Genomic DNA, 21620 nt, shown 5'->3' with positions numbered 1-21620 from the left:
TGCACGTCCCTGGCTCTCCTCTCAAAGCATCTGCATCGCTGTTGGTGTGCCTGCTTGGGAGGGGAGTTGGAGGCAGGGCTTAAGGGCCTGCATCCACGGTTTTCTTACCAAGTTTTCGCGTACTAAATTGTTTACTAACTAAATAACTAGGAGTTTGATCATGTTACGAGTACTTGCACTAGGCGTACTGATTTCTACTGCGTTGACGTCAGTCGCATCCGCGGCGCTCACGCTTTCGACCGAAGATATCTTTGTAAGTGAGGGGACTCAAGAAATTGTCATTGGGCTCAACATTGCGGGCACCGATGCGCTCAATGGCATGACGTTGGGTTTCGGACTTAACGATGGAGGAACAATCGTGGGAGGAACTGAGACGGCGCTGATTACCGGTTTCAGTTTAGATCAGACGATCTGGGATACCGATACCAGTTTAGGTACCGTGGTCACACCTGCCCTCGCCAGTGCTTCAGCCTCAGTTCCGTTTCCCAACGGAGCAACCATCTTGAATCTGCCTGGTGTCACGCCATCTACGTCGGTCTCTGCCAATGGAGTCGCCGTCTTTTTGACGCTGGATATTTCCAGCAAGGTGGCAGGGGACACGATTTTGCTGAATCCTGATTTCATCGTCGGTAACCAGCACTTTTCGGTCCTGCTGGGACCGGATAATACTGCGATTGAACTTACGTCGAGATCTGGATTGCTCACCGTCACGGCGGTACCAGAGCCAGCTTCCCTAACTTTGCTGACAGCTTTGCTAGGTGGTGGATTCCTGCGTCGTCGCCGCTCCTAGTCGAGGGGTGTCTCACTAGGGATTCAAAAGAGAATCGAGATATCCTTGGAAGTGTGACCTTGCGTTGGCTGCGTGAATCACACTTCCAGGAATGGTTTCGCGACGGCTTGCGTTTAAGAGAGGGCGCCGGTGCGGGCCACGCACTCTAGTAGGAATTCTAGGATCTCAATTTGTCGGAAGGCCTCATCGAGATCTTGGCCCCAAGTGTAGATTCCATGTTTGCGTATGATGTAACCATGTGTTAGTGGTTGCTCGGGGGATTGCATGGCCGCTTTCACCTTGGCAGCCAAGTCTGGGATATGCTGGGTGTTCTCAAAGATGGGGAGCCATTCGGCATGTTCGTGTGTCGTGACACCGCTGAGTCCTTTGAGCATTTCATAGCCTTCGAGCAGGATGCCGCCCTGGGCCGAGAAGCGATCGGAGAGGACGGTGGACCAGACGCTGTGGGTGTGCAGAATGGCCCCAACACTGGAGTCCTCGGCGGCCACGCAGTGTAGGAGTGTCTCGGCGGATGACTTGGGTTGCTCCGCTTGGATTGGCTCTCCGTGGCTGTCCACAAGCACGAAATCGGCGCGGCTCAACCGCCCCTTATGCTTGCCGCTGGCGGTAACCAGTATCTTGGTCGGATTGCGATCGACGACGACGCTGTAGTTGCTGCTGGTGCCTACACTCCAGCCACGCTCCCAGAATACACGCCCCACTTCACGTAGCCCGTCGATCTGTTCAGCATAGGGTTGCAAGTGGGCGGGAAAGTCAGATTCAGTAGAAATGCTCATCGTAATGATCTTGTAGAAAAATGGCTAACTGTGCATGCGAGGTAGGGGGCTACCCTGCGCGATGATCTCTGCTTCTTGAGAGGCGAGCTCGCGCAGCCGTTGCTTGACGGTGGCGTCGTCCGCGAACTGTTTCGCAAGTCGCACGTAGGTGGTGTGATGTCGCGCTTCGGATTCGAATAGCGAGCGATAGAATTCTGCCAATTCCGCATCTTGGACGTGTTCGGCCAGGAGGTTGAATCGTTCGCAGCTGCGCGCTTCAATAATGCCAGCGACCAGCAAGCGGTCGACCACTCGCTGCGGTTCGTTGGGACGGACTAGGGCTTTCAGGGACTTTCCGTAGTTGCCCGGCTGCTGCCGCTGGAATGCAATCCCGCGTTTCTTAAGAAGCTGGATAACGAGATGGAAGTGCTCCAATTCCTCTTCCACGATCAGCGTCATTTCGCGGCATAATTCTTGATTCTCAATATAGCCTCCCATCAAGCTCATCGCGGTAGCGGCCGCTTTGTGCTCGCAATGCGCGTGGTCGATCAAGATTTCTTCCAGACTGGAATCGACTTGGTCCAGCCAGCGGGAGCTGGAGGTGCTTTGTAAATTGAGCATGGAACGCGCGGAATTACGGAGGGAAACAGGTGTGGAAAAGCGAGCCATGGGACGGCTGCTCCTGGTTGGCACCTATTAAACCGCTTTCTGCAATCCCGTGTAAGTCGGGATGGAGGACTCCGGCCCCCTCGATGCATTGGAGTTGCGGTCTAGAATGACATCGTCGAATCGCACAACCCGCAGGAACCTAGGTGGCTTCAGCCGTTGGAGGGGGCGGGATGGTGGTTTGATGGTAAAGTATGGCTGGTTTCTGATGAACACTATGAAGAAGCGTGTGAGTTGAATTAATGGCATTTTGGAATAAGAAGAACAAGCGAGACGGTGCTTCAGAAGCGGACGGCGTTAGCGAGACCGGCAGCGGCGGGATTTTGGGGAGCATCCGTTCGGCGCTTGAGAAAACCAGCCGTGCTCTCAACACTGATATTCGCGATTTGTGGAAGAGCGACGGAGAACTCGTCAACGACGAATTCCTCAAGAAGCTCTTCGCCGTATTGGTGAAGAGTGATATGGGGGGGAAGATGGCGACGCAAATCCGCGATCGCATCGGTGCCGACTTCAGAGCTCGCAAAGTCCAATTTGCGGAAGTATTGCAAACCATTTCGGAGGAAATTCAAACGACCCTGGAGCAAGGGGGGACGGCCATCCAGTTGGCGGAGTCTGGGCCGACGGTGATTTTGGTGGTGGGGGTTAACGGCTCCGGGAAAACTACGTCAATCGCCAAGTTGGCTTACAAGTTCACCCAGGAAGGCCACCGCGTGCTGTTGGGGGCGGGGGATACGTTCCGCGCCGCAGCTGTCGAACAACTAACGGTTTGGTCGGAGCGTATTGGATGCGATATCGTCAAGGGACAGCAGGGGGCGGATCCTGGCACCGTTGCTTTCCAAGCTTCTCTGAAAGCACGCGATGAAAACTACGATGTGTGCATTATCGATACTGCCGGGCGGTTGCAGACGCAGAGCAATCTCATGCAGGAACTCGATAAGATTCGCCGCGTGATTGCCAAGCATATTCCCGAAGCGCCGCATGAAGTGCTGCTCGTGTTGGACGCAACTGCCGGGCAGAATGCGATCAGTCAGGCGCGCGGTTTCTCGGCTGCGGCAGGTTGTACCGGAATCGTCTTAGCCAAGATTGATGGGTCTGCGAAAGGGGGCGTGATTATCCCCATCCGTCAAGAGTTTGATTTGCCGGTCAAATTGGTTGGGCTAGGAGAAAAACTGGAAGACCTGGCAGTCTTCGATCCGCAGGCGTTTGCCACAGCGCTACTCGATTGGCGAGACTAAGGATTTCTTACGGTTTGCCAGTTGGGGGGCCGCGGGGCTTGCGCAACCGTTAAACTCGGTGGGATTCGTATGACTCTAACAATCCGACGAATGGGAGATTCGAAGGAACCGATGAATTTGCGGTAATTTTCACGCCGATAGTAACTCTCGGAAACGTACTCACTAAGCAGCCGTTTCGTGATTCAAGATGATCGCTAGTGGCTCGACTATCGATTTGGCGGTCTTGGGTCTTAATCCCGTTTCCGACACAACTCAGGATGTGGTTGTGATCGTCTAGGGTTCCGAATTTAATCAAGGATGAAAAGATGAAGATTACCAAGTTGGCCTTGTCCGCAGCGATAGCTGCGACTTGCTTGGGGGGAGCTGCTTTCGCTGCTTCGCCTGCTCAACAACCAGCTAGTGACTACGAATACTACGCTGCTCAACCTGCACCTGTTACCACCGCGGCTGCTGTGCGCAGCCAGTACGCGGCAGTCATTCCAGCTTCCTCAAGCTGTGGCGACGCTCCGGTAAGCTGTTGTGATACCAGCGGAATCAATGCCTGCGACAGCATGGGCGGATTCCTGGGCGGCGGATGCGATTCTGCCAGCGGTTGCAGCGACGAACCTTGGAAGCTATTCCAAAACGATGTGCTAGGCTTCACCATCGGTGGCTGGTCGCAAGTCGGCTACCACACCTACAACAACAGCTTGTTCAACAACCGTGCCAATAATGTCGAATTGCAGCAAGCTTGGATGTACGCCGAACGCGTAGCGGACGGCAGCAACGGGCTGGGCTTCGGTGGTCGCATTGACTACATTTACGGTACAGATGGACCTAACACGCAGTCCTTCGGTCCTGGCAATGGTCACTGGGACAATACTTGGGATAATGGGGTTGGGGATGCCGGCTACGGCCATGCAATTCCTCAGCTTTACGTAGAAGCCGCCTACGGCGACCTGTCGGTCAAAGTGGGACACTTCTTCACGCTGATTGGTTACGAAGTGGTTGGAGCGACTGGAAACTTCTTCTACTCGCACAGCTATACCATGAACAACAGCGAGCCGTTTACCCATACCGGTGCTCTGGCGCAATACCAAGCCAGCGACAAGCTGACCCTCTACGGTGGATACGTTCTCGGTTGGGACAGCGCGTTTGAAGACAATGGCGACGCCTTCCTGGGTGGATCGTCTTATGACTACAGCGACAACGTCAATATCACTGGTCAATTCATGTTCGGCCGCTTCGCCAATGACGAAGTCGGTTACATGTCCAGCACCGTGATCTCCAGCCAATTGACCGACAATTGGCAGCACGTATTGTGGATTGACCTCCTCGATACCGATGGCACAGGTCGCTCCACCGAACGCGAAACGTTCGATGTCAACAACTACCTGTTGTACACCATCAATGATCAAGTGACTTGGGGACAACGCCTCGAGTGGTACAACGTTGACAAGGGGATCTATGGGGTCAACGCTGGTCGTAGCGACATTTACGCCTACACCACCGGCATCAACTATGCTCCTACTAGCAACCTCATGTTCCGCCCAGAAATTCGCTGGGATTGGGACAAGGATAATGTCGCTGGCAATGAGTTGGGCTCCAGCCAAACTACCTTCGGCACCGACATGATCTTCACCTTCTAAGCTCTGAAGATTTCCGACACCTAAACGCTCTCAGCCAGCACATGCAAATGTGCTGGCTGTTTTCGTTGAAGCAGCAATCGTCGTGCTTAATCTATTAGCGTTGCTTGCCCTTTTTTGTGGCAATGTCGTTCCGCTGCTCGCTTTTGGGCTCTTTCCTTAAGAAAGTTGAGTTTTCTGTAACTCCTTTCTGTTGCTGTGTTTAAGTGTCGCGTAAGACCTGATGGAAGGTCGCGTTTTAACATTCTGGCCCACCGCGTGCATTACCCATCCACGGTGATCGATTGCCAGCACGACTTGGCTACTTGGCATCCCGCTCGATGCAGCAGGAAACTTAGTAGCGATGTGGCGCCGGCGGCTGATTGATTTATCGCACCGTTCGTTCTTCTAGACCGTGGGCACTGGCCGCGGATCGGGAGTGGGGACGGGACGCGTTACGAATCCGAGGGCTAGTGTCGTCGGTTCAGCAAATCAACCAACCGCCGGAGCTCAGCCAGTGTTGCGTGATGGTGATGGCGTGGGTGTTCGCAAGTAACGTTGCTTGTGCGCACGAGAGTTACTTCCGGTTGAAAGGCGAGAAAGTTGATATTGCAAGAGACAGTTCTAAGGCGGGCTAGGATGCCTCTTTTGTTGGGTGGATTATTAGGTTGTATGTTGCTCTTACCTAGCATTGCTGTTGGGCAAGAGGAGCCGGATGGCGCTGCTGGAGTGGTAGCGGTCGAATCGGCGACAGAGGCGGAGACGCCTGCTGTGGTCGAAGTTGAGGAGGAGGCTGAGACGGCCGACTTGGGCGTCGGTTTTGCGTTGGACAATATGTTCTTGTTCCTCGCTGCAGCCATGGTGTTCCTCATGCAAGCTGGCTTCGCGATGGTGGAAGCTGGCTTCAATGCCCAGAAGAACACTGTGAACGTGTTGTTCAAAAACTCGATGGATATTTGCATCGGTGTGTTGCTGTTCTTCGTGGTCGGCTACGGGATCATGTATCCTGGTGACTACGCCGGTGCCGATCCCTCGCCGTACTTCGGCTTCGGTGGGTTTGGTCTCGATGGCGTAACCGGCTCAACCTTCACGCCTGAAGTGGGATGGTTGTTTCAAGCGGTCTTCGCTGCAACGGCTGCTACGATCGTATCGGGGGCCGTTGCTGGCCGTATGAAAGTTGGCGCTTATTTGATTTACAGCGCCCTGCTCACTGCACTGATCTACCCCATTAGCGGTTATTGGAAGTGGGGCGGCGGCTGGTTGGACCAAATGGGCTTCGTCGACTTCGCCGGCTCAGCTGTGGTCCACGGCGTGGGTGGTTTCGCGGGTCTGGCCGGAGCGCTTGTGCTGGGACCTCGCATTGGTCGCTTTGTCAACGGCAAGAGCATGCCAATGCCTGGTCACAGTTTGCCACTGGCGGCTCTCGGCGTATTCATTCTATGGTTCGGTTGGTACGGTTTTAATCCCGGTAGCCAATTGGCATTCCAGGGTACTGAAGATATCACCGTGGCGATGCACTGTGCTGTTACGACCACGTTGGCAGCTGGTGCTGGCGGTTTGGTTGCGACTCTGTGCAGCTGGGGATTGTTCGGCAAGCCGGACCTGTCGATGGGACTCAATGGAATCCTCGGCGGGTTGGTGGGGATCACCGCTTGTTGCGATTGCATGAGCTCGTGGATGTCGATCGTCGTGGGTGGCGTGGCTGGCGTGCTGATTATCCTGGGCGTGGTGATGCTCGATAAGTTGCGGATCGATGATCCTGTTGGAGCTTGGCCTGTACACGGATTGTGCGGCGTGTGGGGTTGCATGGCCATCGGGCTTCTTCCTAATTCCAGCGGCGGAACGTTCATGACTCAGCTGATTGGAACGTCTGCCATCTGTGCTTGGTCGTTCGGGACGATGGCGATTCTGTTTGTGATTTTGAACGCTTCAGGTCTGTTGCGAGTGAGCCCCGAAGAAGAGCAAACCGGCTTGGATATTTCCGAGCATGGCATGCACGCTTACCCATCCGAAAGCTTGACGCAAGCCAGCTAGGCTGCTGTCCGATTCGCGGTGTGGAATACCTCAGCGTCGCTGCAGCCCTCGGGCAGCACGGCGCTAGAGAACGGCGGGAGGGAGAGTTGTTGAGCTTGTCCCTCGTTTACAAACTACCCAATGTTGCCTGAGATGATGGGGCTTTGCGGCTCCATGGTTTCAGGTGACTTTTTCTTCCACGGGGCGACGGCTTCGGTCGCGTCCTGAGGATGCCCCAGCAGGCTCGGTACGCGTGTCCGCCTCACGCGTCCGAGCCGGGGTGCTCCTCTTCTGAGTGCAATTCTGACAGTGACAAATCTCGTTGTCTGAAGTAGAGTTAACAGGGCTAACCATGCTGGCAGCCAGGATTCTTTCCACTGTTCCTCGCTCAATAATGTCAGTTCACCCCCAGTGTTTATTTTGCCGATATGCAACAGATGGAAAGATGCAGCGAGAGTGCTGTGCGCAAAGGTCGGCTTTTAGGTGCATTGAAACGTGAAGCTCATCATCGCAATTATTCAGCCCAATTGTCTCGAAGCGGTCAAGTTGGCTTTGACCGACGTGGAGGTCTTCCGGCTGACGGTCCTCGATTGCCAAGGCTTCGGGCGTCAGAAAGGGCAGTTGACCGCACGCCGCGTCCCCGATTCGGCCGTGAATCTGCTGCGCAAGGTCCAACTGCAGATTGCCGTGAACGATGAGTTCGTAGAGCCTACGGTGTCGGCCATTTTGGGGGCGGCCAAGTCTAGCGACAAAGGCCAGATCGGCGATGGGAAAGTCTTTGTGCTGCCCATGGATGACTGTGTTCGGATTCGCACCGGAGAACGCGGTCCCGACGCCATCTGAACGAGGACCTGGCTCTTGGGCGGTTTCGAGTGTTTCGGTCTGGCGGGGACCTCGACGGCCCCGCAGAGAGCCGTCCCCGCAGAGAGGCGGACTCAAAGGCTGGGGTGACAGGGATCCCGCGGAGCGCGGCCCCTGGGGCGGTTGCATTCCCGCCAACGCGGGAATGCCCCAGGATGGAGAATTGCTGCGGGCAATCTGGTCCTCTTATTGGGCCAGCAATTCAGGTTGGTCGAGCACCAGGTAGTGCCCGTGATCGCTGGTTACCACGACAAAGGTTTCCTCCCAGCCGTCTTGGGCGTCGACCCAATCGACTAACGTCTTGAAAGCCATGTCACCGCTCAGGACGGCACCGATGGAGTTGTCGATGTTGTTGGAGTGGTTGCCCCAATCGACGTCGCCAGCTTCGATCATCAACCACCATCGCTCGCTGCGAGCGTCTAGCACTTCCAGTGCAGCAGTCGTCATTTGGCTGAGTGTCACGTTCTCTTCGATGTCAGCGGAAGAGTAGCTTTCCGCTTTCGCAGAGCTGGCATTTCCTGTGTTGGCGACCGGGTTATAGCCTCCGTCGGCGGTTTGGAAGGGAAGGTGCCCCTTGCTCGCGCCGAAATAACCGAGCAGCCGTTGCTTGTTCTCGATGGCGGCTTGGACACCCGCGTTCAGGACGTCCGGGCCAGGTTGGCCGGCGGTGCGTTCGGCGATCACATAGTTACCTCCGTTGGCCACGTCGGCGAGTTGTTGATCGGCCGTCGTAAGGTACTTGTTTCCTGGCACAAAATTTTCACCTTGCCCGCCATCCTTCTCAGCCGTTTCTCCCCAGCCTGCACCGATTAATACGTCGAGCCCTGGCAGGCCGCCTGGGTGGAAGATTGAAGGGAGGCCAAGCAAGTCGCGGGTGATGTCTTGGTAATCGCCACGGTGGACATTGCTGGCGTAGGCAGATGCTGGAGTTGCGTGGCTAATAGGAACGCTGGTCACGGCTCCCGTCGCAAACCCATCCGCTTGCAACTTGCGTGCGATGCTAAGTGCTTCACGGCCTGCGAAATCGACGTTGACGGCGTTGTTGTACGTCTTGATGCCGCTGGTCAGCGAGGTCGCAGACGAGGAGGAGTCTGTGTAGGCATGCTTGTTCTCGTCGTCGCCAGCTGAAATTGGGTAATTGGCATCGGGGAATTCCGACCAGGGAAACTCTCCGCCGCGTGCCGGATCGTAACCCCCTAGGGTTTTACCGCCAGGATTCGTCACCCGTTGCTTGTCCACACTGACCGAAGTGCCGTTGTTGTGTGGGCTGGTAACGCAGTAGCCGAAATCGGTTTCCGTGCCTGCGTAGTCTTGGATGTAGAGTCCTGTTCCGCGGCCTTCGTCGTATTTGACCGCGCCGCTCTTGGCAATGGCAGCCGCCCGGGTGGTTTGCCAATCCATCCCATCGAACACGAACAACACGATATGCTTTTTGCCTGCCGCGGCCGCCATTTCTTGCAGGCGGTAGACGTCCGTTTGATCGAAGTACTCGGCCTGCGGATTGAGAGTCTCCGGAGGAAGGGTGCCGTAGAGTTTGGTGAGGCCCTCGGCCGAACGATATACGCTGTTTTCGCCACTGACTTGATCTAAATTCCCGCCAAAGGAGTAAACCGGAATCAGGCGATTGGAATGCGTCGTCCAGGAAGAGTACTTGTCCTTGTTGGGACCCCAATGTCCAAACTCGGCTTTGCCGGTGGTGATTGCCTCTGCCTGCAGGTCGGCGATGGGGTCTTTTGCGTGGAGAGCGGAGGGAGCGGCCAGGCAGGAGAGCAGGGCGATGGCCAATCCATGACGTCGCAAGTTCTTGGTCCGTAAATTAAGTTTCATGGTGGGTCTCGGGCGATCTAAGGTAGGGGCGGGGGATGCTGGCGGAAATGCACGCCTATTTGCGCCATTTGAGGAACAGGCATTATGGCTCGTGTCGGGGCGGTTGTTCAACGACCGAAAGTAAAATTTTAGAGAACATCTTACTTGTAGGGCACTTCCGTGGGGGGGGGGGGGGGGGGCGGCGGTTCTGATGGTTGCGGGAGAGCTCCGCGGTCCCAGCAGGGGAACCGGCCGCGCGCCGCTCCTTAAAAATCGCAACTCGCCGCGTGAGCAAGGAAAGATAGTTGCCGCTACAAGGCAGTTTGGGACGCAACCTCCGCGTTAAAATTCAAATTGCTATTAAATCAACAGTTCGGTGAGCAAGGAAGGCTGGTTTCCGTTACGCCGTGATGGGGGCCTTCCCACGCACGCAATCTCCAGACGCACTTGAACTTTATTGACCACTAGCCCACGGGTAACGGCCTAGGGGGTACGGCGTAGATGTAGATGTAACGGCGTAGGAACCGAAGGGGATTTGCGGCGACTGGTGGAAACCGACAAGCCGTCGCGATGTTGGACGGCCGGCTCGGGGGGGGGGAGGGGGGCGAGGGAATGGAGTGATGCCAAGAACCCGTGAAGCGGGGGCGGATGCCCCGTCCGCTACCTCAACAGCCTCAGCTAAAATGTAGCCGAAACGCTTGTACCAGGTGGGGGGCTCTCTTTCGGATTGCCAGTATGCCCACTACGGTATTAAAATCGACGGATTGCTTTGCTGTTGGAGCGGGCTGTTGCCAGTGCGCAGCATTAAAAATCAGCAGAAGAGATTAGCAGCAGCGGCAGGACCCAAGATGCCTCCTCCATGAGGCGTTGGCCACGAGCCGTTTCGAAATTGCAGTGCCTGGGACCGATTGTCCTTCCGCGCTTGCCACGTTCCCAATTAAGACCTTGCAAGATGAGTCAAGATGTTTGAATCACTGTCCGATGGACTTCAATCTGCCTTTAAATCGATTCGCGGCAAGGGCAAGTTAACCGAAGCCAACATGCGCGATGGCCTGCAAATGGTTGAGCAGGCGATGTTGGAAGCTGACGTGAGCTACCAAGTCGTCCAAGATTTTATGGCGAAGGTGACTCAAGCAGCAATGGGACAGAAGGTGTTGCTGTCCCTGCGGCCACACGAGGAATTGGTGCGCATTGTTCACCAAGAGCTGATTGAGATTCTGGGGCCGGTCGATGTTTCGATTCCAATTAAGGCTGGGCAAGTCACGGTTTTGATGCTGTGCGGGCTTCAAGGGGCCGGGAAAACTACCACTTGCGGTAAACTTTCCCAGCTACTCAAAGAGCAGAAGGCCTCTCCGTTTCTCGTCGCGGCTGACCTACAGCGCCCAGCGGCCATTCAACAATTGCACACTTTGGGTGAGCAGTTGGGGGTGCCGGTCTATAGCGACCTGAATGAGCAAGATCCGGTCAAGGTCTGCCGGGCTGGGGTTGCCAAAGCGAAGGAGCAGGGAGCCAACGTCGTCATTTTGGACACGGCCGGCCGCCTCGCAATCGACGACGAGTTGATGAAGCAGTTATGCGAAATCGACAAGAAGATTGGTCCAGACCAGGTCTATCTCGTCGTGGACGGCATGACGGGGCAGGACGCCGTTAACAGTGCTTCTGCGTTCAATTCCGCTCTGGAGTTGGACGGGGTGATCATGACCAAACTCGATGGCGACGCCCGCGGCGGAGCCTTGTTGAGCGTAAAGCATGTGACGCAAGTGCCGGTCAAGTTTATCGGAACTGGAGAGCATTTAGACGCCTTGGAGGCGTTCCGGCCCGAGGGGATGGCGGGACGCATCCTGGAGATGGGAGACATCGTAGCGGTCGCTCAGGAAGCGCACCGCATTATCGACGATGGAGAGCGTGAGAAGCTTGAGGCCAGAATGGCATCGGGACAATTCACGCTGGAAGATTTCCGAGGGGTGCTCGAGAAAATCGCCAAGCCGGGGCTCATGCAGAAAATGATGAGCTTGATGCCCGGCATGGGAGACATGAAGAAGATGCTCGCCGGCGGGGATACCGACGGTGAGGTGCGGAAAATGCTGGGGGTGATCGACTCGATGACCACTCACGAACGTCGCAATTGGAAGCTGATCGACACGCCACGCCGCCAGCGCATTGCACAAGGGGCGGGGGTGCAACCGACTGTCGTCAATGCACTTATTAAACAATTTTCGATCATCATGCCGATGATGCAGATGGCGGCCGGCGGTAATTCGCGAGATCGCATGCAAATGATGCAGCAAATGCAGAGTAGTATGATGTCTGGCGATCCCTCGATGGGGGGTATGAAGCTTAAGAAGGGGACGGGGAAGCGTTTGAATCCCAAAGAGAAGGCCAGACTGCAGCGCGAGCGAGACAAGCTTCTGCGGAAACAGAAACGCAAGAAGTAAGCGGGGCGTGTCCATGGAGGGTTGGGCAGCAATTCAGCGGCCTCCTGGAGGTAGGTGGGAGTGACTTGAGAGATCTGCACCACCCTGAGGGGTGGTTTTTGTCGCTCGGATGGGGCCTCTGGCGAAAAATGCAATGCAAAGTGAGCTAAATGCAGTTGCGTGGAATGCCTAAAACGAAAATGATAGAGGGCTTGTCGCGGCTGCGACCTGAAAACAAATCATCAAATTAACGTATAAGACATTGATCCCGCGAATGGCATGTGTCCATTTGCATGAATCCTAGGAGACATTGTGTGGCAGTTCGTATTCGCTTAAAGAAAATGGGCCGCAAGGCTCGGCCGTTTTTCCGTGTTTGTGTGGTTGATTCCCGCGCCCCTCGTGACGGGAAGGTCATTGAGGAGCTTGGCTACTATGACCCGATGGTACGTGATACCGATGCACGAGCGATTTTGACCGGCGAGCGAATCGACTACTGGTTGAGTGTAGGGGCTGAGCCTAGCGATAAAGTGGGTGTTTTGATCAAGAAGTATGGCACCAACGGCTCGCATCTTGAGCAGCAGAAGGCGGCTCTCGCGCGATTGAAGAGCAAGGTCCGGCCGACGGCAGTTGCGCCCGTTTCGGCAGCTCCTGCAGAAGAGGCCCCCGTCGCTGAAAGCGCCGAGGCCTAAGGCTGAAGGCGATAAGCGTTCCGCTTGCAGTTGATGTCAAAATACGTAGTAAACGCACCCTTGGGGGTGCGTTTTTTTATGCGTTTTGCGAATTCTGCGCGGGTGGGACCTAAGGTGTCGCGGCTTCTTCGATAACTATTCCTGTCGCAGTCGCTTGTTGCCTGCCAACTTGGGATTCGGTAGTATCGCTATTGTAGAGCTTTACCTGACTGAATTCGATGAGCTGGCATGTTGCGTTTCGTGGACTGCAGAGATGCATGCTGAGAGTTTCGCTGCATTTGACTTTTAGTCCTTCAGTCAGGGGTTACAGGGAATGGTTGCAACTGCGAGAAAAACAATGGCCAAGAAGAAAACAAACGCGTCGAAAAAGGGCGGTTCCCAGGGCCCAGAGGGAATGGATGCCGTTTACAAACGCGAGCCAGGGCTGCGGAATACGCTGGAGCAGATTGAGAAGCAGTTTGGTCAGGGATCAATTATGCCGCTCGGTGGCGAAGCCCTGCTGAAGATCGAAGGGGTTACCACCGGCAGCCTGTCGCTGGACTTGGCTCTGGGGGGCATGGGCGTTCCGCGAGGACGGATCATCGAGATCTTCGGCCCCGAATCGAGTGGGAAGACGACTTTAGCGCTGCACATCTGCGCTGAAGCTCAGAAGGCGGGCGGGATCGGTGCAATTATCGATGCGGAGCATGCATTTGATCCAAGCTGGGCGAAGAAGCTGGGGGTGGAGCTCGATACCCTGCTCGTTTCACAGCCCGGCTGCGGTGAAGAGGGGTTGCAGATCGTTGAGCATTTGGTGAAGAGCAACGCGGTGGATGTCATCGTAATTGACTCCGTAGCTGCCTTGGTTCCACGCGCAGAGTTGGATGGTGAGATTGGTCAATCTCATGTGGGGCTGCAGGCTCGATTGATGAGCCAATCGATGCGTAAGCTGACCGGCGCGATCGCAAAGAGCAAGACGGTTGTCATCTTTATCAACCAGATTCGCGAGAAGGTTGGGGTGATGTTTGGCAGTCCTGAAACCACACCGGGAGGTCGTGCGTTGAAGTTCTACTGCTCGTGCCGAATCGATGTTCGCCGGATTGGCAGTCTCAAGGATGGGGACGAGGTCGTTGGGCAGCGAGTGCGCTGCAAGATCGTCAAGAATAAGGTTGCCCCGCCGTTTCGCATTGCCGAATTCGATATGATGCACAACTCGGGAATCAGCTACGAGGGCGATTTGCTCGACGTGGGGACTGAGCACAAGGTTGTGACTCGGAGCGGTGCTTGGTTCAAATACAATGACACCTACCTTGGGCAAGGCAAGGAGAAGGCGCGGGCCTTCTTGCTGGAGAACAAGGAGTTGGCCGAAACGATTCGCGAGCTGATTATGGCGGCTGGCGGTTATGCGGGCCCCGAAGGTAAGGAAGTCGCGGAAGAAGTTGAGGAAAAAGAAGCCGAGCTGGCCGATAGCTGAGCCTCGCCAGCTCTAGGGATGTGGGGGGCATCAAGCCTGGATGGTAGTGAGGTAAAGCGTTCGACATGATGCACTTGAATTCCAATGCGCGGCATTGCGGCTGGTGGCAACACCAGCCCTTTTTTCGTTGGGTGATGACGTCGTGTTGCGTTCTGACCATGCTGTTCGCCCATGGGGGACCTCCCCTCGCGGCCCAGGTGATTTCCACCGATTCGACGAGTAATTTCCCCGTGCTTAACGCGTTGGAAGAGGCCACGGTATCTACAATTGCAACTGCGGGGCAGAGTGTGGTGGCCATTGCACGCGTCCCGAAGAAGCAGGCGCCGAGTGCCCAAGCGGGGGCGTTGCGATTGGGGGGCGATTTTTCTTTCTTCGAATCGCCGGAGAGTCCTGATTACATTCCCGCCTTCTTCGGGAGTGGCGTGGTTCTCACTGAGGACGGATTGCTCGTTACCTGTGGCCATGTGCTGGGAGATCCCCAACGCAATGACTACTACGTTTGGCTGGATAAGCGTAGCTATCCCGCCGAAGTGGTTGCCAAGCCAGCTCGCGTCTTTGCCTTCGATCCGTTTAGTGATCTGGCGGTGTTGAAGATCGATGCAACTGGTCTCCAACCCATTCGAGTCAATCCGTCTCGCGAATTGCGTAAAGGGCAGTTCGTCGTTGCGCTGGGCAATCCAGAAGCGGTGGCGCGCGATGGTCAGGCCAGTGCAAGTTGGGGCATCATTTCGAATTTGCGCCGCGTAGCGCCAGCGGTAGCTGAATCGAATCCGGCCGCGAGTCGCGAGACGGTGCACCAGTACGGAACGCTGATTCAAACCGATGCGCGACTTAGCCTGGGCACCAGCGGTGGAGCGTTGATAAACCTGCATGGTGAGATGGTGGGGCTCACCACGTCCCTCGTCGCGGTAGAGGGGAATGCTGACGCCGCAGGCTTTGCCATTGCCGTCGATCAATTGTTCCTGCGAGTCATCGAATCGCTGAAATTGGGGCGTTTGCCCGAATATGGTTTCTTGGGAATTCAGCCTGAAGAGTTGCGTATCGCGGACCGTCGCCGAGGTTTTTCCGGCGCTAAAATCGTCTCGGTGCTGCAAGGATTGCCGGGGGAGCAGGCCGGTTTGCAAGCTGAGGATATTGTCTTTCAAATCAATGATGAGACGATTACCGATCGCAATGGATTGTTTCGAGAGCTAGCTAAGGTGGGGGCAGGAGAATCGTTGCAGATGCACGTGCAGCGCCCCGTTTCTCGAGGAGGCACACCGCGGGTCTTAGTCTTGACGGCAAAGCTAGGGAAAAAGTTTGTGGCAACCCATCGCCCTGGGTATGCGCTGAACACCCCCAAACAGTGGCGTGGAATGCTGGTGGAATACGCCACAGCAATTCCGGCTGCTGTGTTGGCTGGAGGCAGGGTAGGGGGGCAAGGGGGGGGCGCGGCTGCTCGACTAGGCGTGCTGTCGGTCGATCCTGGTACGCCGGCTTGGGAGTCGGGACTTCGCCCCGGCTATGGCATCTTGGAAGTGGATGGGCAACCTGTGAACAATCCCGACGAGTTCTACGCTGCGGTTGAAGGTTCCGTGGGGGATGTTTCGATATTGGTAGTGCCTGCCACCGGAAGTTCGCGCACGCTGCGCATTGCAGATTCGCCTCCCGAGAATTGACGGTTCTGGTTGGTTTCGAATCGACAGCTTATATTGTTCAGCTTGACAGTTGCGAGGCAACTGCCTGCGCGCCCGGGGCGACCTCGTGGGGCGCGAAGAGGCCGGCCACCCAGGGGCATTCGGCCCTAGTCATCCACTAAATTTCTGACGGATTTGCCAAGATTGCTTGGGCATAACGAGTGTACATAACATGAAAACAGATGAACTACGCGAAAAGTACCTAGCTTATTTCCAGTCGCAGGGGCACTCCCGTCAGCCCAGCGATGTGCTGGTACCGACCTGGGATCCCTCTGTTCTCTTTACCCCGGCCGGGATGAATCAGTTTAAGGATCACTTTTTGGGGAAGGTGAAGCTCGATTTTACCCGGGCGACGACATGCCAAAAGTGCCTGAGGACTGGGGACATCGACAATGTGGGCCGCACTGCCTATCACCATACCTTCTTCGAAATGCTCGGGAATTTCAGCTTCGGAGATTATTTTAAGCAGGAAGCAGTCGAATGGGCTTGGGAGTTCTTGACCAGTCCTAAATGGCTCGCAATTGATCCGGCCCGATTGAAGGTTACCGTCTACAAAGACGACAACGAAGCAGCCAATATATGGCATGAGAAAATCGGCCTGCCCACCTCGCGTATTTCGCGGATGGAGGAGGATGAAAACTTCTGGCCAGCCAGTGCGCCTAGCTTGGGACCCGATGGGGTCTGCGGACCGTGTAGCGAAATCTACTACCAGCTCGATAACGGCAAGGATGTTGAAATCTGGAACTTGGTGTTCACACAGTTCAACCGGATTGGCGATCCACCCGACAATCTTCGTCCCCTGCCGAGCAAGAATATCGACACCGGAATGGGATTGGAACGCACCGCTAGCGTGCTGCAGAACGTTCCGACCAACTACCATATCGATATTCTGATGCCTATTGTGCAAGCCGCTGCTGAGGTTTGTTCGGTGCACTACGAATACGAAAGCGACAATGGACGGCGACTGCGTCGGATTACCGACCATGTCCGCGCGTGTACCTTTGCTGTGCATGAGAACATCTTGCCAGGCCCCAAAAAGGCTCGCTACGTCATTAAGCGACTCCTGCGTCGAGCGGTGCTGGACGGTCATCAAATGGGACTCCGCGATCCGTTCTTGCATCAGCTGGTTCCAGCGGTTGCAAGCGCCATGCAGTCTGCGTATCCCGAGTTAAGCGAGACGGTGACGCGCGTTTCCGAAATTATTTGCAAAGAGGAAAGCGATTTCTTCTCCACCATCGGCGGTGGTCTGGAGCGGATCGAAAAGGTATTCGCTACTATGACGAGCAGCGGCAGCGTGATGGTGGATGGTAGCGAAGCCGCCAACCTCTATCAGACCTATGGAGTCCCTCCAGAGTTGTTTCAAGCCATTGCAGCTGAACGCAATTTGACGTTCGACTGGGACGGCTACCGCGAAGAAATGAAGAAGCATGAAGAGGTCAGTGGCGGTGGACGCAGCGAATTGTTCCAAACCGGCCCGATCGAAACGTTGAAAGAAGCCTTGCGTTTCACCGAGTTCGTCGGCTATGACGCAACGCAGACGTCGTCGGTCGTGAAGGGGATTATCGTCGGCGAAGGAAGCTCGGAACGCTTGGTCAACGAAGTTGCTGCTTCGGCCGAACCGGTGCGAGTCATCTTGGATCGCTCCCCATTCTACGGCGAAGGCGGAGGGCAAGTCGGTGACTCCGGGACTCTTGAATCGCAAGGTGTCCGAGTGGAAATCGAGGATACGCAACGCGCTGGTGAACTATTGATCCATGTGGGGAAGGTTGTCTCGGGCAAGCTCTCTGAAGGTCTGGAGGTCACTGCTGCGGTTGATCTCGACCGACGCGATGCGATCCGACGCGCCCACTCAGCCACACACATCTTGCATCACGCGCTGCAGTCCATCGTCGGGGCTCACGCGCAGCAGCAGGGTAGTAAAGTGGATGAGGATTGGTTGCGATTCGATTTTACCAATCAGCAGTCACTGTCCGATGAGGAAGTGGCGAGTATCGAAGCTATGGTGGCGCAGAACGTGCAACTGGCAGCTCCCATTTCCTGGAAGACAGTACCATTGGTCGAAGCCCGTGAGGCGGGGGCCATGATGCTGTTCGGGGAAAAATATCCTGACCCAGTGCGGATGGTTAGCATGGGGGAATTCTCTCGTGAGCTATGCGGTGGAACGCATTTAACCAACACCGGCCAGGTCGAAGAGTTTGAAGTGATCGCCGAGGAGAGCGTTTCGGCCGGCACGCGGCGAGTCGTAGCGCTGACCGGACAGCGCGCAAAGCAGTATCGAGAGGAAGTGCAGTCCGTACTCTCTCAAGCGGCCGAAGTCCTCAACTGCGTGCCAGCCTCCGTTCATACGCAAGTTCAGGAGTTGGCCCAAGCGGTCCGTGGGCTCAAGAAGCAATTGGCCGGAGGGGGGGAGGGAACGGCAAAATCGGTTGCTAGTTCCGCCGCCAAGCCCGCTTCTAAAAGCCTCAGCTATCTGGAGCAGCGAACCATTCTGCGAGATGCGGCGCGGTTGCTGAACGTCTCTACGGGCGAACTGGTTTCGCGAATCACGACCTTGCAGGAAGAGTTTGCCAAGCTTCAGCAGCAAGTGGAGCAACTTTCGTCGAGCGGTGGAGTGTCGGCCGAGTCGCTGTTGGAGCAGGCTACCGTGGTCTACGGAGCTGCCGTGGTCGTCGCCCAAACACCCGGAGCGACTCCCAATCTAATGCGTCAATGGATCGATCAAATTCGTCAGAAAAGCACGATGCCCACCGCGGTATTGTTCGCCAGCCAGGTTGGCGACGATAAGGTGTTGTTGGTCGCCGGGGTGAGTCGGGATTTGGTGGCTAAGGGAGTTAGTGCGGGAAAATGGATCGGTAAAGTTGCTCCAGTCGTCGGTGGCGGCGGTGGTGGAAAACCGGATCTTGCGCAAGCTGGTGGGAAGCTGCCTGCCAAAATTCCTGAAGCACTGGAAGCGGCGGTGGAGTCAATGAAGACGATGCTTGCCTAGCTCGAAAAATGCGGGTGGGAGCCATGGCAGTGACGCCGTCTGTCGCGACCGTACTCTTGCCTGCCAAGCCACCGAGCTTCGCGATAGAAGATTGATCGAAGGATTCCAAAAAAAGGGGCGGTGCCATCGGCACCGCCCCTCGGCGTTTGACTTCAAGATCTATCTACTTGAGATGCAACTCTTGTTGTCGGATTGCTTAAGCCTCTTGAGCTTCGATCATTCACGGAGCAGGTCGGTGAATCGCTTTGTTTCACTGGCGGGCCTTCTCTCACGCCAGCTGGCTTGGGCTCTAGGCTTGGTGCCTCGTGAGTGTCGCCCCAACTTCAGGTGAGGGCGGTGTCTTCGAGGAGAGTGCATTCGAGGGCTAGGGGGCTTCTGGGCCTCCCTGCTCTACAGACTGCGGAGTGCACCGGGGACAATCAATAGCGGTCTCGACCGCCACCATATCCACCTCGGTCGCCACCACGGTCCCCGCCGTATCCACCGCCTCCCTGTCCTCGGTCGCCACCACGGTCTCCACCGTAGCCACCACGTCCACCGCCGCCGCCACGTGGGCGTTCTTCTCGCGGGCGGGCTTCGTTGGCAGAGACACCGCGCCCGGCAATCTCCTGTCCATTCACTGCTTCAATTGCAGCTTCAGCTTCGGCGCTATCGGGCATTTCGACAAAGGCGAAGCCACGTGAACGGCCCGTTTCCCGATCCATAATGATATTAACCGATGCAACTTCCCCGTGCTGTGCAAATGCATTTCGCACATCTTCTTCAGTAGCTCGGAACGACAAGTTGCCGACGTAGATATTCGTCACCTTCAGACCCTCAACATAAACAGTATCTTCAACCTAAGAGTTGTAAGATCTTCAACCAATCCTGAGCCGAAGGGGAAGGGACCATCGCGCAGTTGAATCTCGGACCAAACAGCATCTAAACATCAGGATTATCAGATCCTGAGCATCCCGAGTCAATTGTGAACGAAAGAATCCTCACAATTTTTGAGGAGGCCCTTGTGGCGAGGCGGCTCTTGTTCTTAAGGGGGGGGCTTGGCCTTGGCGTACCGCTTCCGACCACTAGCCGGGTGCCAAGGCACCACGGCTGTTGGTGAGCAGTACTTAGAGAGATCCGACTACCGCGGCCGACTACCGCGGCCGACTACCGGGGCAGAAGCCGGTGGAGGCTAGGATGCGCCTTTGAGCGCGGCCAGGGCAGCGTCGTAGTTGGGTTCGTTGGTGACTTCTGGCACGATTTCCGTGTAGACCACTTTGCCTTGGCTGTCGAGCACGAACACGCTGCGAGCGTGCAGCTTAAGCTCGTCAATCATGACCCCGAAATCTTCACCAAACTTCCCACTTTGATAATCGCTGCCAACCTTCATTTGCTTGACGTCTTCTGCGCCACAGAAGCGATTTTGAGCGAAGGGAAGATCGCGGCTAACGGTCACCGAATTGACACTATCGCCCAACGCACCCAACTCTTGGTTGAATCGCTTGGTTTGGATCTGGCAAACGCCTGTATCGAGGCTGGGAACGATCGACAGGAGGGTTGGCTTGCCCGCTAAGTCGGCTTTGGTCAGCGTTTTCAAGCCACCTTCAAAAAAGTGCAAGGTGAACTCGGGTGCGGCTGAACCAACCGCAACTTCGTTGCCCAATAGGGTCATGGGGCTTCCCTTGAACGTGATGATTCCAGCTCTGGCCATGGGGTCATTCCTCTGAGTTGTCCTCGCGTATCGTCCGTGCAGGTCTCAGCAGACGCGCTCCGAGTACTACGAAATTTCGAGTACTGCGAAATAAGACGCGTTGATGGGGCGATGGGACGCGGTGGACAAGTTGAAATTGCAAAAGAAAGCGGGGAGATCGTTTACCTGCACTACAGTGGAGATGTTAGGGCATGGCGCCCGAAACTCCAAGGTGCCGCCTGCGATCTCACACTCCGCCGTTGTGAGGAAGTCGTCTACCTGCAGAGGACGCGGAGGAAATCTCAGGGAATCTCAAGAAAAGGGTGGAATCTCTAGGAATTGGCGACCAGCAAAGGATTCCCGAGACGCGGCTCGTCATGGGACTGACGAGCTCGGTAGTAGGTCGCTTGACGTGGCGGGTGGCTCAGTGGTCGCCGACAGAAGCCATCCATTCGACTTCCAACTCGTTGATGACTTTCTCGACACCGGCTAGCTTGCGCAATGCTTCTTGAGCCATCTGCTTTTGAAAGAAAGATCCGACGCGGCCGTGTAGGACGACGATGCCCGACTCCGCTTGACAGAAAACTTGGCGTCCCATGAGGTGCGGACTCCCCTTGAGGGCTGTATCTACGCGCTGAAGGAGGGCTTCAGGACGGTTGGTTGAAGAAGTCGTGGTTGCCACGTGCACCCTTTCCATTTGGAGGCTTGCGGGGCCAATTGAAGGCTGTTGAGGATGGCGTCGAGCATGAGCCTGTATCCATACATCGACCGCTGGGAAAACCTACATCACAGCTAACCTACCATCGGCCTGAAACCCGTGAACTAGGCTAAATGTTCTACCGGCTCCTAGGAATCGAGACGGTTGTAGCAATCGCGCGAGCGTGGGCGGTGGAATTCGGGTCATGAGGCACAACGGAGCCTTGGTTTCCTGTCGCGGCGGTGTGTGGCGGCTATTACGCCTTAGTTGCGAGCGTATTCACCGGCCGAGAAATGCCAGGACCGA

The 21620-nt window shown here is 55.9% G+C and carries 16 protein-coding genes; 10 read left to right on the top strand and 6 right to left on the bottom strand.

Annotated elements, in window-relative coordinates; genetic code table 11:
- The first annotated feature begins 160 nt into the window (after window positions 1–160).
- On the top strand, window positions 161–790 hold the full coding sequence (locus Q31a_RS26300; protein ID WP_145084745.1) for a PEP-CTERM sorting domain-containing protein: 630 nt from the start codon (window positions 161–163) through the stop codon (window positions 788–790).
- Between the two features lie 113 nt (window positions 791–903).
- Here the strand turns inward: Q31a_RS26300 and mtnB are convergent, their stop codons facing one another.
- Together mtnB and miaE are read right to left on the bottom strand one after the other, a co-directional pair.
- The gene (gene mtnB, locus Q31a_RS26295; RefSeq protein ID WP_145084741.1) at window positions 904–1566 is read right to left on the bottom strand and encodes a methylthioribulose 1-phosphate dehydratase; all 663 of its coding nucleotides are present in this window, start codon (window positions 1564–1566) and stop codon (window positions 904–906) included.
- Between the two features lie 24 nt (window positions 1567–1590).
- Window positions 1591–2214: a tRNA-(ms[2]io[6]A)-hydroxylase gene (gene miaE, locus Q31a_RS26290; RefSeq protein ID WP_231690946.1), complete on the bottom strand. Its 624-nt coding sequence runs from the start codon at window positions 2212–2214 to the stop codon at window positions 1591–1593.
- Between the two features lie 239 nt (window positions 2215–2453).
- Here miaE and ftsY point away from each other — a divergent pair, with 239 nt between their 5' ends.
- The 4 genes from ftsY (at window position 2454) to Q31a_RS26270 (ending at window position 7906) form a co-directional block, all read left to right on the top strand.
- A complete protein-coding gene (ftsY, locus tag Q31a_RS26285; protein ID WP_145084739.1) occupies window positions 2454–3446 on the top strand; it encodes a signal recognition particle-docking protein FtsY in 993 nt (330 codons plus the stop codon).
- Window positions 3447–3751: 305 nt separating this feature from the next.
- Window positions 3752–5074, top strand: a complete 1323-nt coding sequence (locus Q31a_RS26280) for a porin (RefSeq protein WP_231690945.1) — start codon at window positions 3752–3754, stop codon at window positions 5072–5074.
- A 648-nt stretch (window positions 5075–5722) separates the two neighbouring features.
- Window positions 5723–7084 carry an ammonium transporter gene (locus tag Q31a_RS26275; RefSeq protein ID WP_145084736.1) on the top strand — a complete coding sequence of 454 codons (1362 nt, stop codon included), beginning with the start codon at window positions 5723–5725 and terminating at the stop codon, window positions 7082–7084.
- Between the two features lie 474 nt (window positions 7085–7558).
- Window positions 7559–7906 carry a P-II family nitrogen regulator gene (locus tag Q31a_RS26270; protein ID WP_145084733.1) on the top strand — a complete coding sequence of 116 codons (348 nt, stop codon included), beginning with the start codon at window positions 7559–7561 and terminating at the stop codon, window positions 7904–7906.
- 204 nt (window positions 7907–8110) lie between these two features.
- Here the strand turns inward: Q31a_RS26270 and Q31a_RS26265 are convergent, their stop codons facing one another.
- Complete coding sequence (locus tag Q31a_RS26265; RefSeq protein ID WP_145084730.1) at window positions 8111–9751, bottom strand: alkaline phosphatase; 1641 nt, start codon at window positions 9749–9751, stop codon at window positions 8111–8113.
- Window positions 9752–10692: 941 nt separating this feature from the next.
- Here Q31a_RS26265 and ffh point away from each other — a divergent pair.
- From ffh to alaS, 5 genes are all read left to right on the top strand, one after another.
- Complete coding sequence (gene ffh / locus Q31a_RS26260; RefSeq protein ID WP_145084727.1) at window positions 10693–12165, top strand: signal recognition particle protein; 1473 nt, start codon at window positions 10693–10695, stop codon at window positions 12163–12165.
- Between the two features lie 293 nt (window positions 12166–12458).
- A complete protein-coding gene (rpsP, locus tag Q31a_RS26255; RefSeq protein ID WP_197355759.1) occupies window positions 12459–12833 on the top strand; it encodes a 30S ribosomal protein S16 in 375 nt (124 codons plus the stop codon).
- 337 nt (window positions 12834–13170) lie between these two features.
- Entirely contained in the window at window positions 13171–14286 is a 1116-nt protein-coding gene (gene recA / locus Q31a_RS26250) for a recombinase RecA (RefSeq protein ID WP_145084721.1), read from the top strand.
- 65 nt (window positions 14287–14351) lie between these two features.
- Window positions 14352–15944, top strand: a complete 1593-nt coding sequence (locus Q31a_RS26245; RefSeq protein ID WP_145084718.1) for a trypsin-like peptidase domain-containing protein — start codon at window positions 14352–14354, stop codon at window positions 15942–15944.
- 190 nt (window positions 15945–16134) lie between these two features.
- On the top strand, window positions 16135–18948 hold the full coding sequence (gene alaS, locus Q31a_RS26240; protein ID WP_145084716.1) for an alanine--tRNA ligase: 2814 nt from the start codon (window positions 16135–16137) through the stop codon (window positions 18946–18948).
- Window positions 18949–19367: 419 nt separating this feature from the next.
- Here the strand turns inward: alaS and Q31a_RS26235 are convergent, their stop codons facing one another.
- The 3 genes from Q31a_RS26235 to Q31a_RS26225 all read right to left on the bottom strand — a co-directional run bounded on the left by Q31a_RS26235 (window position 19368) and on the right by Q31a_RS26225 (window position 21299).
- Complete coding sequence (locus Q31a_RS26235; RefSeq protein ID WP_145084713.1) at window positions 19368–19754, bottom strand: RNA recognition motif domain-containing protein; 387 nt, start codon at window positions 19752–19754, stop codon at window positions 19368–19370.
- A 365-nt stretch (window positions 19755–20119) separates the two neighbouring features.
- Window positions 20120–20638, bottom strand: a complete 519-nt coding sequence (gene tpx, locus Q31a_RS26230; protein WP_145084710.1) for a thiol peroxidase — start codon at window positions 20636–20638, stop codon at window positions 20120–20122.
- Between the two features lie 403 nt (window positions 20639–21041).
- Window positions 21042–21299, bottom strand: a complete 258-nt coding sequence (locus Q31a_RS26225; RefSeq protein ID WP_231690944.1) for a BON domain-containing protein — start codon at window positions 21297–21299, stop codon at window positions 21042–21044.
- Window positions 21300–21620: the final 321 nt, after the last annotated feature.

Source organism: Aureliella helgolandensis (genome assembly GCF_007752135.1).
GTDB lineage: Bacteria > Planctomycetota > Planctomycetia > Pirellulales > Pirellulaceae > Aureliella > Aureliella helgolandensis.
This window is presented reverse-complemented; position numbering and strand designations above follow the sequence as displayed.

What these genes read in the sequence shown, in the direction of transcription:
- Q31a_RS26265 (WP_145084730.1), bottom strand. Translation starts at nt 9,751, where the DNA reads ATGAAACTTAATTTACGGACCAAGAACTTGCGACGTCATGGATTGGCC.
- tpx (WP_145084710.1), bottom strand. Translation starts at nt 20,638, where the DNA reads ATGGCCAGAGCTGGAATCATCACGTTCAAGGGAAGCCCCATGACCCTA.
- Q31a_RS26280 (WP_231690945.1), top strand. Translation starts at nt 3,752, where the DNA reads ATGAAGATTACCAAGTTGGCCTTGTCCGCAGCGATAGCTGCGACTTGC.
- alaS (WP_145084716.1), top strand. Translation starts at nt 16,135, where the DNA reads ATGAAAACAGATGAACTACGCGAAAAGTACCTAGCTTATTTCCAGTCG.
- Q31a_RS26300 (WP_145084745.1), top strand. Translation starts at nt 161, where the DNA reads ATGTTACGAGTACTTGCACTAGGCGTACTGATTTCTACTGCGTTGACG.
- ftsY (WP_145084739.1), top strand. Translation starts at nt 2,454, where the DNA reads ATGGCATTTTGGAATAAGAAGAACAAGCGAGACGGTGCTTCAGAAGCG.
- miaE (WP_231690946.1), bottom strand. Translation starts at nt 2,214, where the DNA reads ATGGCTCGCTTTTCCACACCTGTTTCCCTCCGTAATTCCGCGCGTTCC.
- recA (WP_145084721.1), top strand. Translation starts at nt 13,171, where the DNA reads ATGGCCAAGAAGAAAACAAACGCGTCGAAAAAGGGCGGTTCCCAGGGC.
- mtnB (WP_145084741.1), bottom strand. Translation starts at nt 1,566, where the DNA reads ATGAGCATTTCTACTGAATCTGACTTTCCCGCCCACTTGCAACCCTAT.
- ffh (WP_145084727.1), top strand. Translation starts at nt 10,693, where the DNA reads ATGTTTGAATCACTGTCCGATGGACTTCAATCTGCCTTTAAATCGATT.
- Q31a_RS26275 (WP_145084736.1), top strand. Translation starts at nt 5,723, where the DNA reads ATGTTGCTCTTACCTAGCATTGCTGTTGGGCAAGAGGAGCCGGATGGC.
- Q31a_RS26245 (WP_145084718.1), top strand. Translation starts at nt 14,352, where the DNA reads ATGATGCACTTGAATTCCAATGCGCGGCATTGCGGCTGGTGGCAACAC.